Source organism: Aureibaculum flavum, assembly GCF_016406085.1.
In the GTDB taxonomy this organism is placed as follows: Bacteria; Bacteroidota; Bacteroidia; order Flavobacteriales; family Flavobacteriaceae; genus Aureibaculum; species Aureibaculum flavum.
The window spans coordinates 44,557-59,266 of the sequence record NZ_JAEHFJ010000013.1; the positions used below are offsets into that span (position 1 = coordinate 44,557).

Sequence of the window (14,710 nt, forward strand, 5' to 3'; positions counted from 1 at the left end):
GTAATAAGAAACATTGATATGAAAAAAGAACTTTTAATACAAAAATGGTTAGATGGCGAGATAAACGATGCCGAGCTTAGTGCCTTTAAGGCCTTGCCCGAGTATGCGTCTTACGCTAAGCTATCTGAAAAGGCCAAGCTTTTTGAAGACACATCTTATGATGTTGATTTTGAATATGGTAAATTAAATGCCATAATTAGTGAGCGTCGACAAAAAACAGCAACCCCTGTAAAAACATTAAATTGGTTTAAACCGTTAATGAGAGTAGCGGCTATCCTTTTAGTTGGATTAGCTATTTATTATGCTCCTTTATATGGTGATACCACAACGGTTAAAACATTAGCTAGTAATCAAACAACAATTCAATTACCAGACAATTCTAATGTGAAATTAAACGCATCTTCTTCTTTACAATACAAAAAAGGAGATTGGGAAAACAACAGAGAAGTAAATTTAGTTGGTGAAGCATATTTTGATGTTGCCAAGGGATCTCAGTTTGATGTAAACACTTGGTTAGGTAAGGTAAGTGTTCTAGGTACACAATTTAACGTAAAACAACGCGTTAATTATTTTGAAGTTACTTGTTATGAAGGCTTAGTAAGTCTTAAATATAAAGGGAAGGAAATAAAACTTCCTGCTGGTAAATCATTCAAAGTAATTGGAAATGAAATTATTGAAGACGAAACTAAGGACTCATTACCTTCATGGTCAAATAAAAACATGAGTAGTTTTAAAAGTGTTCCATATAGTGAAGTGATCCAAGAGTTTGAGAGACAATATAATATTAAGGTAGAAACAAATAATGTAGACATGACCCAATTATTTACTGGTAGTTTTGCATTAAATGATCAAGAATTAGCTTTAAAAGCAATAACAATACCATTAGAATTGAAATACAACAAAGAAAATAAAACCAAAATAGTTTTAACCAAAGAGTGATAAAAAAGCAATTACTTCTATGTATATTCTTTTTATCTTTTATTTGTTTAACTTCAATTACAGCACAAACCAAAAAAGATAAGCAATCACTTATCAAAATTTTAGAAAAATTAGAGTCACGTTTTGACTCTAATTTTTCGTTTATAGATAAAGACATAAGAAACGTCTCTATTGAACCTCCTGCAGATTCGCTTACGCTAAAAGCGACAATTTCTTATTTACAAAATAGCACCCCATTAGTATTTACAATAATTGGTAGTAATTACATTACCATTACAAAAAACAAAGCCAATCTATTTTCTATTTGCGGCTATTTAATGGACGGTACTACAAACTTTCCAATTGAGGGAGCTGTAGTACAAACAGATGGCGTATCTATTATAAGTAATGATAATGGCTACTTTATGCTAGAAGATTTATCGGAACACGATATTATAACGATTCGACATATTAGCTATGATGTGTTTACTGATTATGCAAAAAATTTAAACCCGAACGATTGTGATGTGATTTTTCTAGACTCTAAAATAGAAAACTTATCTGAAATAATTCTGAAGGATTATATTACCGAAGGTATTAATAAAGTGATAGATGGAAGCATTAGTGTAAACTATAAGAATTTTGGTATTGTACCGGGTCTTATAGAAACCGATGTCCTACAAACTATACAAGTAATTCCCGGTATACAAAGTATTGATGAAACTGTATCGAACATTAACGTGAGAGGTGGCACCCATGATCAAAATTTAATTCAATGGGATGGTATTAAACTCTATCAATCTGGACATTTTTTCGGATTAATCTCCGCTGTAAATCCACGTATTACAAAAAAAGTCAAACTCTATAAAAACGGAACCCCATCAAATTACGCTGATGGAATTTCAGGTACGATTGACATGGAATCCGATCGTATTGTGAATAAAATTTTAAATGCCGAAGTTGGATTGAATTTTATAAATTTAGATGCCTTTGTTGACATCCCTATTCATAAAAGTTCATCATTACAAATAGCCTCAAGAACTTCAGTAAATGAATTTTTAAATACACCTACTTACACTCAGTATTTCGATAGAGCTTTTCAAAATACGGATGTTGTCTCAAGCACAAACAACACCAATAGTACAAATGAAAAATTCGATTTTTATGATGTAAGCCTTAGATGGATTTATAAGATATCTAAAAAAGATAATTTTAGGCTCAATTTTTTACATTTAAAAAATAACTTAACCATTAGCGAAAATGCTTTCGGTGGTGGTCAATCGGCTTCACGAGAAAGCTCTTTAGATCAAAGTAATATTGCAGGTGGTTTAGAATACAAAAGAAGATGGAATGAGAAATTTCAGACTACCGCACAAATTTACACTACTGCCTACGAACTGAAAGGAACCAACTTTGACGTTATTAATGAACTGATTTTAAATCAAAAAAATAAAATTGTAGAAGTGGGGATAGATTTAAATTCAAGGCTAGAACTAAATGATTTTTTCACATTGCATAACGGTTATCATTTTAAACAAACCGAAATAACAAATGCCGATAAATTAAATGCTCCTGTATTAGATACTATAGACAAAAGAATGGTTCAATCTCACGCCATCTCATCAACTGCAGCATATAGATCTGAAGATGGAAATACCAATGTTAACGTTGGTGTCCGTGTCAACTATCTAACTACTTTTGATAAATTTATCATTGAACCTCGACTAAATTTTAATTACAGAATAAATGACAAGATCACTTTTGAAGTTTTGGGAGAGTTTAAAAGTCAAACTACCACGCTAGTAAACGATTTTAGAAATAATTTTTTAGGTATTGAAAGTAGAAGGTGGAACTTAGCAAATGACAATTCCATTCCTATTTTAAAAAGTAAACAACTGTCTTTCGGATCCAATTATAGCTATGATGGACTTTTAATAAATGCTGAAGTTTACTACAAATATGTTAATGGAATTACTACTCAGAGTCAGGGATTTCGTAATCAATATGAATTTATAAATTCAATTGGTACTTACGATGTGAAAGGTTTTGATTTTATGGTAAACAATAAAATTGGAAAATTAAACACTTGGTTAGGCTATTCTTTCGCGGATAACAATTATAAATTTAAGGAATTAGATAACAATCATTTTCCTAGTAATTATGATATAAGCCATACTGTTTCTGTAGCTGGTGGTTATACCTTCGATAATTTAAAACTTTCTTTAGGCGGTAATTGGCGTACAGGAAAACCAATAACAAAACCTATTGCTGGTAATGAAATAACAAGTAATGAAATAAATTATGAATCGGCAAATAGCAGTAATTTAAAATCTTATTTCCGAGTAGATGCCTCAGCAATTTATGATTTTAAATTCTCTAAACGCATTAAAGCTCAAGCTGGAGTATCGGTATTAAACTTATTAGATAAAAAGAACATCATAAACACCTATTATTATATCAATCAAAACAACAGTGCGGTTAAAGAAATAAATACCTATTCGTTGGGTTTCACCCCAAACGTAGCATTTAGAGTATTTTTTTAATAGATATTTAACTGATCAATACGATTACCAATTGTAAAATTTTTCATTTCAGCTTCAAGCGATGAAAATTCTTCTTTTAGCACTTTTCTTACAAATTGACCATTTTTCAATACATGAATTTCATCGCAAGTTTCGGCTAACGTAGAAAAAATATGCGAAGAAATAACAATCGTTTTATCAGCTGCCTTTAATTTCTTAATAAGTTCCGAAATAATCATATTACTCTGAATATCAACACCATTAAAGGGTTCATCTAGAATAAAGCACTCATTTTTCTGCAATAATATAGCCGTCAATGCCAATTTCTTTTTCATTCCAGTAGAATAGGTAGAAGCATATTGTTTTAATGGTAAATCAAAAATGTTTTGAGTATCTAAGTATTCCAATTGCACATTTCTAGCATTACACATCAATTGCAAATATTCTCTTGCGGTAATTTTATCAAAAAAGTAAGGCTCCGTTAATAATAATCCTATATGGTTTTTAAGCACCTTAAGATCTGACGTAATTTTTCCGTTATACTTCTCTAGTCCAGCAATACATCTAAAAAGAGTGGTTTTACCTGAACCATTGTCACCTACAATACCATAAACTTTTCCTTTTTCAAAAGAAAGATCTATGTCATTTAACACCTGACGTTTACCATAAAATTTAGAAAGTTTTTGAATCTTGATCATTCTAAAATAGCTTTTAACCGTTTAAAAGATTGTGAATAAAAATAAGGAATTATACCAATTAATAATGGTGGAAAAACGAAACTCATTGCAATTAAAACAACTTGCGGAATATTCATTTCATAAGGATAGATTGAATATTTGGCCAAAATCACAGTTACCAAATAAGCATAACCTAAGCCCCAGAAAACTAAAATCGTTTCTAATTCTGAATGAAAAAATAGCATTAAAAAAATTACAATCGGCAAACTTAAAAAAGTTGAAAATAGGAGTGCTGTTCTTATTTTCTTGATTAAAAATGTCTTTGAAGAATTACTAAAAGACCAAACATAATATTCATTTTCAAGCTTAGCATAATAAGAGAATGTCACAATAAAAATTAGTAACATTGAAAAAACACCAAGATTAAAATTATTGACATCAACAGAAATAAAGGTTAGACCATAGGCCATAGGAAATACAAAAAAGGTGTTTCTAAATCCACTTGAAAATTCAAAAGGTCTTTTTCCAAAAGGAGTTGGAACGGTAAAGATCGTTGTCGTTTTTAAATTAAAAAAAACAAATAGATTCACCAATAAGAATAGGACTATAGCGAAAAAAAAATGTTTTTCCACAATCAAATAAATTACAAAGGGTAGTGCTATTAAACTATTTTCCACCACTCTAATTTTATAATAGTCTGTGGTTTTAAAACACATTTTTAAAAAATCGACTCGCTTTTTTTCACTGAATTTTATTGATAACCCTAGAGCAATTACAATATATAAATAGGGTGCATATTCAGATTTAGAAAATAAATAGTTAGACAACCCAACAAAAGCTATTATGAGTAAAATGTAGGCTAGCAATGGGTGCAATCCGAAGGCATCAAGCTTCCTGTTAGCCATTTTTAACTGAAGTGGAAAATAGGCTAACATTTACAAGCTATGGTTATAAAATTTATAAACATTTTACGTATTCAATACTATCACTTTTTAAATGAATAGGTTTAAGATTTATTTAGTGACCAATTTAATTAAAAAACCCTACAAATCTTAACGACTTGTAGGGTTTGTTGTTATAGATCTGACGAAATATTACAAATCGTCTAAAATCTTATTTTACGTTCTCTTTTTTAATTAAGTTTAATGCAGAACCTTCATTATACCAATCAATTTGAGATTTATTATATGTGTGATTCAATTTGATAGAATCTGTAGACCCATCCGCATGAACAACATCTAATGTTAACTGTTTTCCTGGAGCAAAATCTGCCAAATCAGAGAAAGTGAACGTATCATCTTCTTGAATTAAATCATAATCAGCTTCATTTGCAAAAGTCAACCCTAACATCCCTTGTTTCTTAAGGTTTGTTTCATGAATTCTTGCAAAAGATTTCACTATGACTGCAGCTACGCCTAAATGACGTGGCTCCATTGCAGCATGCTCTCTTGAAGAACCTTCTCCATAATTGTGATCACCCACAACTATAGAAGGAATACCTGCTGCTTTATAAGCTCTTGCCGTTTTAGGCACAGGACCATACTCACCAGTTAATTGATTCTTAACTTTGTCAGTCTCTTTATTAAAAGCATTAACCGCTCCTATTAAACAGTTATTTGAAATATTATCTAAATGCCCTCTAAAACGCAACCATGGTCCAGCCATTGAAATATGGTCAGTAGTACATTTACCAAAAGCTTTTATCAATAATTTAGCTCCTTTTATATCACTTCCAAGTGGCGTAAATGGAGTTAACAATTCTAACCTCTCAGAATCAGGAGAAACAACAACATCAACACCTGAGCCATCTACTATTGGAGCTTGATATCCTGCATCCTCAACATCAAAGCCTCTTTTTGGCAACTCATCTCCAGTTGGCTCATCAAACATTACTTCCACTCCATCTTTATTGGTAAGCGTATCCTTAGTAGGGTCAAAATCTAATCGACCTGCAATTGCAACTGCGGCTACCATTTCTGGTGAAGCTACAAAGGCATGTGTATTTGGATTACCATCCGCACGTTTCGCAAAATTTCTATTAAACGAATGAATTATAGAATTTTTAGGTGCATTTTTAGGATCTGAATAACGAGCCCATTGACCAATACATGGTCCACAAGCGTTTGTAAAAATCTTAGCTCCCAAAGCTTCAAAAGTGGCCAATAAACCATCTCTATCAGCAGTGTAACGTACTTGTTCAGAACCTGGATTAATTCCAAATTCTGCTTTTGTTTCTAATCCCTTATCAACAGCTTGTTTTGCAATAGAAGCTGCTCTTGATAAATCTTCGTAAGAAGAGTTAGTACAAGATCCTATTAATCCCCACTCAACATCTAAAGGCCAGCCATTAGCTGTAGCTTTTTCAGTAACGTCAGATCCTGCAATAGTTGCTAAATCTGGAGAAAAAGGTCCGTTAATATGTGGTTTCAACTCATCTAAGTTGATTTCAATTACTTGATCAAAATATTGTTCTGGATTTGCATAAACCTCATCATCTCCAGTTAAATATGGGGCAATTTTATTAGCTTCATCAGCTACTTCGCTACGATCAGTTGCACGTAAATAACGCTCCATAGATGCATCATAACCAAAAGTTGAAGTTGTTGCTCCAATTTCAGCTCCCATATTACAGATTGTACCTTTACCAGTACAAGATAAATTTTTAGCTCCATCACCAAAATACTCAACGATAGCACCTGTACCACCTTTTACAGTTAAAATACCTGCTACTTCTAAAATAACATCTTTAGGGGCAGTCCAACCAGATAATTTACCCGTTAGTTTTACTCCTATTAATTTAGGGAATTTTAACTCCCATGCCATACCAGCCATTACATCAACAGCATCAGCACCACCAACTCCAATAGCTACCATACCCAATCCACCAGCATTTACTGTATGTGAATCTGTACCAATCATCATTCCTCCAGGGAATGCATAATTTTCTAACACTACTTGGTGAATAATACCAGCACCTGGTTTCCAAAACCCTATACCATATTTATTAGATACAGAAGATAAAAAGTCAAATACTTCTGCACTTGTTTTATTTGCAAATTTTAAATCTTTTGCCGCTCCTTCTTTTGCTTGTATAAGATGATCACAATGTACCGTGGTGGGTACAGCAACTCTTTTCTTACCTGCTTGCATAAACTGCAACAACGCCATTTGAGCTGTTGCATCTTGACAAGCAATTCTATCTGGAGCAAAATCTACATAATCTTCACCTCTTTTAAATGCTGTGGTAGCATTTCCTTCCCAAAGGTGATTGTATAAAATTTTCTCAGCTAATGTTAATGGTTTACCTACTACTTTTCTTGCAACATCAACGCGTTCCGTCATGCGAGCGTAAACCTCTTTAATCATTTCTATATCAAATGCCATAATAATATCAGTTTCTTAAAATTAATGCTTACAAATGTAATTAATAATTAAAACTTTTTAAAATATTCCCAATATAAAATAGAGTAAATCAGCTCGTATTAGTGAATACTCAATAAAATTGATTATTAATTACAGAAAAGAGGAAATCTACGAAGTATTTTTACGATTTAAAAGAAGGATTTAACACAAAAACGTCCATTTCAAACGATTTCGGCAGACAGTCCTAAATTTAACAATCTGGTACAACGTGGTTTCAGCTCGTCGTATTCTCCAGTTTTAACAGCACATTTACCTTTATAATGTACTAAAAAGGCACATTGTTCTGCCTGAACAGATGAATGGTTACAAACATCCACCAATGATTCAATAACGTGTTCAAAAGTATTAACATCGTCATTAAAAAGGATAATTTCATGTAGATTTAGTTCTTGTTCAAGAACGTCAAAATCTTCCTGTTTTTTATGTTGTTCGCTCATAATGGGTATAAAAATAAAGAAAAGATTCTTATTTTAAAATAATTTAACAGTTTAGCTTTTTAAATATTTTAAAGCCACCCAATTATTTCTTTCTATAAACTCTTCTAATTTCAATCCGTATTTAGAAGTCTCAGCATCAATAATTGGTATATCTTCCTCATAAAAACCACTCAATAACAAAACACCATTATCATTTAAACAATCAGCATATATTTTAATATCATTCAGTAAAATATTCCTATTGATATTGGCAATAATAACGTCATATTTTTTATTGATTAACAATGAAGCGTCCCCTTCATAAACATTTATATGCGTACAATTGTTTCGTTCAACATTTTCTAATGAATTTTCATAGCACCAAGCATCAATATCAATAGCGTCTAACGGAGTGGCTCCCTTCATTTCAGCTAGAATTGCTAAAATACCAGTACCACAACCCATATCTAACACTTTCTTCCCTTGTAAATCCAGTTTAAGAATATGTTGTACCATCATGTGTGTAGTTTCATGATGACCTGTGCCAAAACTCATTTTTGGCTCAATAACTATATCGTATTTCAGATTAGGATTGGGATGAAAAGGAGCTCTTATACTTACCAAATCATCCACTTGAATAGGATTAAAATTTTTCTCCCACTCACTATTCCAATTGACTTGCTCTATTTCTTCTTTTGTATATGAAATTTCAAATTCTTCATTTTGTAGAATATAAATTTCATCTAAAATATTATTAGCATCCTCCTCTTTCTGAATGTAAGCTATAAAACCATTTTCGTTTTCTACAAAACTTTCAAAACCCACATACCCAAGTTCTGCAATTAGTATCTCAGTTGCAGGTTGTAATGGCGAGACCACAAAATTATAACCGATATATATATTTGACATTCCTTAACTTAAATAGCGTCAATTAATGCTACAAAATCTTCAGTTTTTAATGCTGCACCACCAATAAGACCACCATCAACATCTTGCTTAGAGAAAATTTCTTTTGCATTAGCAGGTTTAACACTACCACCATATAAAATAGAAACATTGTCAGCTACTTTAGCATCATATTTATCAGCAACCAATTTTCTAATAAAAGCATGCATTTCTTGAGCTTGTTCTGGACTTGCAGTTTCACCCGTACCTATTGCCCAAACAGGCTCATAGGCTAAAACTATATTTTTCCAAGGCTTAGCTTCTAAATGAAATAATGCATTTTTTATTTGAGACTCCACAACTTTAAAATGGTTATCATTTTTTCTATCTTCTAAAACTTCACCAAAACAAAAAATAATTTCTAATTTGTTTTTTAAAGCTTGGTCTACTTTTTCAGCCAATAAAGCATCTGTTTCACCAAAATACTCTCTACGTTCTGAATGTCCTAAAATAACTATTTTAACACCAACACTTTTTAACATATCTGCAGAAATCTCACCCGTGTAAGCTCCACTATCCGCTTGATGCATATTTTGTGCAGCCACTTCTATTGCAGATTTTTTTGCTTTTTTAACCACAGCATTTAAACTAACATAAGTTGGAGAAACAATTACCCTTGTATTCTTCAGTTCTTTCTTTTTAATTGCTTTTTTTATTCCTTTAACTAACTTTTTAGACTCTGAAAGGTCATTGTTCATTTTCCAGTTTCCAGCAACTATATTTTTTCTCATTTTGTGGTATTTAATGTTAACATTATTTAAAGTACAAATATAAGAACTCCTAGTGACATTTTGTTTTATAAACGGAAAAGAATAATCTATTATTAATCCTTATTTTTGTAAAAATTTATTGATTTTTATGACAAAAGAGCAACTTATTAAGCAGATTAGATTAAAAAAGTCTTTTTTATGTATTGGTTTAGATGTGGATTTGGACAAAATTCCAGAACATTTAAAAGAGTTAGATGACCCTATATTTGAATTTAACAAACAAATTATTGACGCTACTCATCATTTAACTGTTGCTTATAAGCCCAATATTGCTTTCTACGAAGCTTATGGAATCAAAGGATGGCAATCTCTTGAAAAAACGATACATTATTTAAACCAAAATTATCCCGAAATATTTACAATTGCTGATGCCAAACGCGGTGATATCGGAAATACATCAACACGTTATGCTAAAGCTTATTTTGAAGATTTAAGTTTCGACTCTATAACCGTTGCTCCATATATGGGCAGAGATTCCGTAGAGCCTTTTTTAGCGTTTAAAGATAAATTTACAATACTTCTAGCCTTAACGTCTAATGCTGGTGGATTAGACTTTCAAACCTTAGAATATGATGATGCACAGCTTTACCAACGTGTTTTAAAAACTTCTTTAAACTATAAAAATTCAGAAAACTTAATGTACGTGGTTGGTGCAACACGGCCTGAATATTTTCAAAAAATCAGAAAAATTGTTCCCAATCACTTTTTACTTGTGCCTGGTGTTGGTGCACAAGGAGGAAGCTTACAAGATGTTTGTAAATATGGCTTAACGAAAGAAATTGGCTTGTTGGTAAATTCTAGTCGTGGAATTATATACGCATCTAAAGGGACTGACTTTGCTGAAAAAGCAAGTGAAAAAGCCTTGGAATTACAACAAGAAATGAAAACAATACTTGATACTCAATAAACAGTCACCAGAAGTAAACTCAAACTGAAAAAAAATTACCGAATACTATTACCTAATATGGATTTTACATATTCATCTAATTCTACCATTTGACTGTAGCCTTTCTTTTTTCCTAATTGCCCAAAAACGTAAAAAAGAATCCAAAGTATAGGCATAGCAATGCACATATACATAGAAAATTGATACTCTTGCTTTAAACTATATTGGGTATATGCCATAATTAAAAACACTATAAAAGCGAATGCAACTGCAAAATGAAAAAACATGAACATGGTCCAAACTTGAGGTTTTGGACCAAACAAACCCTTTAATATCGTTTTATCATCTTCAGTAATAATTTCGATTTGTAGTTGAGGAGACCAAAAATGATCTTCATCCTTAGGAACATCAATAACGATATGATTATCAGCTGTTTTTGTTCTGAACCTTGAACTATCTTGCTTAAAATGATCTTCAAACTTTTTTAAAATAGCACTTTTATCTTCTAATAACTCCTCCTTAAAACGAGGTTTTAATAGGATTTTATTAAGATTATCTTCAAGAATTGGTTCGCTCATAGGTAGAAAATACAAAGATAAAATTACTGTTTTTTCACTTATAATTTTTAACTTTTGATACTTTTAATTTCTGAAATCACTAACAGGCTCTTAACTTATAACCTCTTACACGTGTCTTCCGACTATTTAACTTATCTTTGCAAACAATTTTGAAGTTATGAGTATAGTTGCTATTGTAGGAAGACCTAATGTAGGAAAATCCACTTTTTTTAATCGTTTAATTCAACGTCGTGAGGCTATTGTTGACGCCACTAGTGGTGTTACACGCGATAGACATTATGGAAAAAGTGAATGGAACGGGCGTGAATTTACCTTAATTGATACCGGTGGTTATGTTAAGGGTTCTGATGATGTTTTTGAAGCTGAAATCGATAAACAAGTTGAATTGGCCATTGATGAGGCTGATGTTATTCTATTTATGGTTGATGTAGAAACTGGTGTTACCGGGATGGATGAAGATGTATCAAAATTACTACGAAAAGTCAAAAAACCAGTATTATTAGTTATTAATAAGGTTGACAATAGTAAGCGAAATGCTGATGCCGTAGAGTTCTATGCCTTAGGATTAGGAGAATATTATACGATTGCGAGTATAAATGGTAGTGGTACGGGTGACTTGCTAGATGCTATAGTAAAAGTTTTACCTGAAAGAGAAGAAGAAAACAATGAAGACTTACCTCGTTTTGCGGTAGTAGGTAGACCTAATGCAGGAAAATCATCTTTTATTAATGCTTTAATTGGAGAAGATAGATATATTGTAACTGATATTGCAGGGACCACAAGAGATTCCATAGATACAAAATACAATCGTTTTGGATTTGAATTTAACTTGGTTGACACTGCTGGAATTAGACGTAAAAGCAAAGTAAAAGAAGATTTGGAATTTTACTCTGTAATGCGTTCCGTTAGAGCTATAGAACATTCTGATGTTATTATTTTAGTGCTAGATGCTACACGTGGCTTTGAAGGACAAGATCAGAACATTTTCTGGCTAGCCGAAAAAAACAAAAAAGGCGTCATTATTCTTGTTAATAAATGGGATTTGGTTGAGAAAGAAACCAAAACTACTAAAGAGTATGAAGCTAAAATAAGAAGAGAAATTGAACCATTTACTGATGTACCCATTCTCTTTGTTTCCGTGCTTACAAAACAACGTATTTTTAAAGCTATTGAAACTGCGGTTGAAGTTTTTGAAAGACGTAAAAACAGAATATCTACAAGTAAATTAAATGATACAATGTTAGATATTATCGAGCGAAACCCACCACCTGCAAATAAAGGTAAATTTGTAAAAATTAAGTATTGTATGCAATTGCCAACACCAACACCGCAATTTGTGTTTTTCTGTAATTTACCTCAATATGTTAAGGAAGCTTATAAGCGATTTTTAGAAAATAAAATGCGAGATATTTTCGACTTCCATGGTGTACCTATTATAATTTATTTTAGACAGAAATAAGCAAATTAGTGATATTCTATGGTTAACACTATGGATTATCACATATCAAAAATCTAAATTCAATTTGGTTTCTTCATAAAACTCGAAGTATGAATAATAATTTATATCCGGTATTTTTAAAAGTTAAAAACCTGAATGTACTCATTGTTGGAGGAGGTAATGTTGCAGAAGAAAAATTAACATTCTTACTAAAATCTAGTCCAGATGCCAATGTAACCATGGTTTCCACTATGTTTAGAGAGCCAACCATTGCGTTGGCAAATAAATTTGGCGTAGAAATGATTACTGAAAAGTATCATAAACGTTTTTTAAAAAAGAAACATATTGTTATCGCTACAACTGATAATCCTAAAGTAAATATTAAAGTCTATAATGATTGTCGTAAAAAAAGCAAATTAGTAAATGTAGCGGATAACCCACCATATTGCGATTTTTATATGGGAGGAATTGTTACAAAAGGAAATGTAAAAATAGCCATTTCCACAAATGGAAAGTCACCTACAACTGCAAAACGTCTTCGTCAATTTTTTGAAGAAGTGATACCAGAAGATGTAAACATATTTATTGATAATTTGAACACCTATAGAAAAACTATTAAAGGTGATTTTGAAGAAAAAGTAAATGTACTTAACGAACTTACAAAGTCACTTGTTGAAAAAAAAGATCCTAAAAATTAAATTTCAATCAATTTAAAAGCAGTTTTGGGCGAATCGCATACAGAACACTTATAGGTATTGTTTAAATCTTCAAAAGCTGTTCCAGGATCAACATTAGCCTTTTCATCACCACATACGGCACTATAAACTGAAAGACAATCTATACATTGATATGCGGCTTCCTTCTCTTTTATATCAATTTTTTCATTATCGTCATTTATTATTTCATTACCAAAGCCTTCAAAATACTTCTTACTTAATTCCATAAGCAGACCTGATAACTCAATTTTATCAACATCTTGAGCATATACATTATACTTTTGAGTATTAGGATCAAAATTATCGCAATACAGAACATTATAAGTTGGTCTAATATCAAATGCCTTCACAATACTTGGTAAAATATTTTTCTCAATAACTATTGAAGTAAAATAAATAGTATCAGCACCACGATTTGCTATTGAAAAGGTTAAACCATAGGTACTAATATCATTTTGGTCAAAATCCATTACAATGAACTTTTTAAGCGATAACGCTTCTTCATCATTTACAGGAATATGCCAATTCAGTTCTAACAAAGAATGCCTAACATTAATTCCTGATTTACCTAAAAGCTTCTCCAGCATTAATTTACTTGCTTTTGGTATACCTTTTACAATAATTGATTTCCATGGAGTAATACATAATTTACCCACCTTATTATCTAGACAAAAATCACAAAATTCTCTTAGAAAATCTAAGTAGTATTTATTATTTCTCCAATACAAACCAAGCCAATAGTGCGATGTACCTATTTTATTCATACCTTCATAATAAGGAAAAGGATGAAATTCTAATTCTAATTTAGAGTCAATAGTTCTGCTATTAGTTTCAAGGCTATCATTTACAAGTTCAAAAAGTTCATCTACATTTTCTGCCTTTAAGTACACTTCTTCAATGATTTCAGAAATACTAGGAATATCCCAGCTATTGATTAAAACCTTATAATAAACTGACTCCGTCCAATTTGGCAATTTAAGATTTAGATACCAGTAATCTTCATGTTCAGATGCAATGAAATTTAATTGACCACTAAATAATGGAACTAATTGCTGTTTTGGGTCGGTAATATTAATTTTTAACGATGGCTTATACTTAAATGCCTCTAAAATGTATAGGTAAGTTACCCCACTCAACCATCTTGTTGATGGAAAAATATCTGCAGAAACATAAGAGCAAACAATATTCTGACAAGCATCATCAGAAATAATGGTCGAATTTAAACCTAATGCATCATCATCAAAATTTACATCCGAAACATTTTCTGGAAATATAATATCTTGCCGTGAACCTAAATGTATGGTATCTAACCCTAGAGTTTCAGCATAATTAATAATCTGCTTTAGCTCACTAGGAGATATAATTCCACCTTTTATTGACACTCCTTTTAAATCTTTCATCTCCTAAATTCTATTTTTAAA

At 31.5% G+C, this 14,710-nt stretch carries 13 protein-coding genes; 5 read left to right on the plus strand and 8 right to left on the minus strand.

The window, feature by feature from the left end; translation table 11 throughout:
* The first annotated feature begins 18 nt into the window (after positions 1-18).
* Both JBL43_RS18405 and JBL43_RS18410 read left to right on the plus strand, forming a co-directional pair.
* Positions 19-939, plus strand: a complete 921-nt coding sequence (locus JBL43_RS18405; protein ID WP_198842832.1) for a FecR family protein — start codon at positions 19-21, stop codon at positions 937-939.
* Positions 936-3,461: a TonB-dependent receptor plug domain-containing protein gene (locus JBL43_RS18410; protein ID WP_198842833.1), complete on the plus strand. Its 2,526-nt coding sequence runs from the start codon at positions 936-938 to the stop codon at positions 3,459-3,461. The genes JBL43_RS18405 and JBL43_RS18410 overlap by 4 nt, the downstream gene beginning before the upstream one ends.
* Here JBL43_RS18410 and JBL43_RS18415 read toward each other — a convergent pair.
* From JBL43_RS18415 to tpiA, 6 genes are all read right to left on the minus strand, one after another.
* Complete coding sequence (locus tag JBL43_RS18415) at positions 3,458-4,138, minus strand: ABC transporter ATP-binding protein (RefSeq protein WP_198842834.1); 681 nt, start codon at positions 4,136-4,138, stop codon at positions 3,458-3,460. The genes JBL43_RS18410 and JBL43_RS18415 overlap by 4 nt on opposite strands.
* Positions 4,135-5,022: an ABC transporter permease gene (locus JBL43_RS18420; protein WP_233098829.1), complete on the minus strand. Its 888-nt coding sequence runs from the start codon at positions 5,020-5,022 to the stop codon at positions 4,135-4,137. Before JBL43_RS18420 ends, JBL43_RS18415 begins: the two co-directional genes overlap by 4 nt.
* Before the next feature lie 208 nt (positions 5,023-5,230).
* The gene (locus JBL43_RS18425) at positions 5,231-7,501 is read right to left on the minus strand and encodes an aconitate hydratase (RefSeq protein WP_198842836.1); all 2,271 of its coding nucleotides are present in this window, start codon (positions 7,499-7,501) and stop codon (positions 5,231-5,233) included.
* Between the two features lie 200 nt (positions 7,502-7,701).
* The gene (locus JBL43_RS18430) at positions 7,702-7,977 is read right to left on the minus strand and encodes an ATP-dependent Clp protease adaptor ClpS (protein WP_117879775.1); all 276 of its coding nucleotides are present in this window, start codon (positions 7,975-7,977) and stop codon (positions 7,702-7,704) included.
* Between the two features lie 51 nt (positions 7,978-8,028).
* Positions 8,029-8,865: a 50S ribosomal protein L11 methyltransferase gene (gene prmA, locus JBL43_RS18435; protein WP_198842837.1), complete on the minus strand. Its 837-nt coding sequence runs from the start codon at positions 8,863-8,865 to the stop codon at positions 8,029-8,031.
* A gap of 8 nt (positions 8,866-8,873) precedes the next feature.
* Positions 8,874-9,632, minus strand: a complete 759-nt coding sequence (gene tpiA, locus JBL43_RS18440) for a triose-phosphate isomerase (protein WP_198842838.1) — start codon at positions 9,630-9,632, stop codon at positions 8,874-8,876.
* A 127-nt stretch (positions 9,633-9,759) separates the two neighbouring features.
* On the opposite strand from tpiA, the gene pyrF reads away from it, so the two are divergent.
* Positions 9,760-10,578, plus strand: a complete 819-nt coding sequence (pyrF, locus tag JBL43_RS18445; protein ID WP_198842839.1) for an orotidine-5'-phosphate decarboxylase — start codon at positions 9,760-9,762, stop codon at positions 10,576-10,578.
* A gap of 35 nt (positions 10,579-10,613) precedes the next feature.
* On the opposite strand, the gene JBL43_RS18450 is transcribed toward pyrF, so the two are convergent.
* A complete protein-coding gene (locus tag JBL43_RS18450; RefSeq protein WP_198842840.1) occupies positions 10,614-11,135 on the minus strand; it encodes a GTP-binding protein in 522 nt (173 codons plus the stop codon).
* A gap of 157 nt (positions 11,136-11,292) precedes the next feature.
* On the opposite strand from JBL43_RS18450, the gene der reads away from it, so the two are divergent.
* Both der and JBL43_RS18460 read left to right on the plus strand, forming a co-directional pair.
* Complete coding sequence (gene der / locus JBL43_RS18455; protein WP_198842841.1) at positions 11,293-12,594, plus strand: ribosome biogenesis GTPase Der; 1,302 nt, start codon at positions 11,293-11,295, stop codon at positions 12,592-12,594.
* An 89-nt stretch (positions 12,595-12,683) separates the two neighbouring features.
* The gene (locus JBL43_RS18460; RefSeq protein ID WP_198842842.1) at positions 12,684-13,271 is read left to right on the plus strand and encodes a precorrin-2 dehydrogenase/sirohydrochlorin ferrochelatase family protein; all 588 of its coding nucleotides are present in this window, start codon (positions 12,684-12,686) and stop codon (positions 13,269-13,271) included.
* Here JBL43_RS18460 and JBL43_RS18465 read toward each other — a convergent pair.
* Positions 13,268-14,689: a rubredoxin gene (locus tag JBL43_RS18465; RefSeq protein WP_198842843.1), complete on the minus strand. Its 1,422-nt coding sequence runs from the start codon at positions 14,687-14,689 to the stop codon at positions 13,268-13,270. The two genes, JBL43_RS18460 and JBL43_RS18465, sit on opposite strands and share 4 nt — an antisense overlap.
* Positions 14,690-14,710: the final 21 nt, after the last annotated feature.

Excerpts from the sequence above, each read along its gene's own strand:
- JBL43_RS18430 (WP_117879775.1), bottom strand. The coding sequence starts at position 7,977 with ATGAGCGAACAACATAAAAAACAGGAAGATTTTGACGTTCTTGAACAA.
- JBL43_RS18465 (WP_198842843.1), bottom strand. The coding sequence starts at position 14,689 with ATGAAAGATTTAAAAGGAGTGTCAATAAAAGGTGGAATTATATCTCCT.
- tpiA (WP_198842838.1), bottom strand. The coding sequence starts at position 9,632 with ATGAGAAAAAATATAGTTGCTGGAAACTGGAAAATGAACAATGACCTT.
- prmA (WP_198842837.1), bottom strand. The coding sequence starts at position 8,865 with ATGTCAAATATATATATCGGTTATAATTTTGTGGTCTCGCCATTACAA.
- JBL43_RS18425 (WP_198842836.1), bottom strand. The coding sequence starts at position 7,501 with ATGGCATTTGATATAGAAATGATTAAAGAGGTTTACGCTCGCATGACG.
- JBL43_RS18420 (WP_233098829.1), bottom strand. The coding sequence starts at position 5,022 with ATGGCTAACAGGAAGCTTGATGCCTTCGGATTGCACCCATTGCTAGCC.
- pyrF (WP_198842839.1), top strand. The coding sequence starts at position 9,760 with ATGACAAAAGAGCAACTTATTAAGCAGATTAGATTAAAAAAGTCTTTT.
- der (WP_198842841.1), top strand. The coding sequence starts at position 11,293 with ATGAGTATAGTTGCTATTGTAGGAAGACCTAATGTAGGAAAATCCACT.
- JBL43_RS18450 (WP_198842840.1), bottom strand. The coding sequence starts at position 11,135 with ATGAGCGAACCAATTCTTGAAGATAATCTTAATAAAATCCTATTAAAA.
- JBL43_RS18460 (WP_198842842.1), top strand. The coding sequence starts at position 12,684 with ATGAATAATAATTTATATCCGGTATTTTTAAAAGTTAAAAACCTGAAT.
- JBL43_RS18405 (WP_198842832.1), top strand. The coding sequence starts at position 19 with ATGAAAAAAGAACTTTTAATACAAAAATGGTTAGATGGCGAGATAAAC.
- JBL43_RS18415 (WP_198842834.1), bottom strand. The coding sequence starts at position 4,138 with ATGATCAAGATTCAAAAACTTTCTAAATTTTATGGTAAACGTCAGGTG.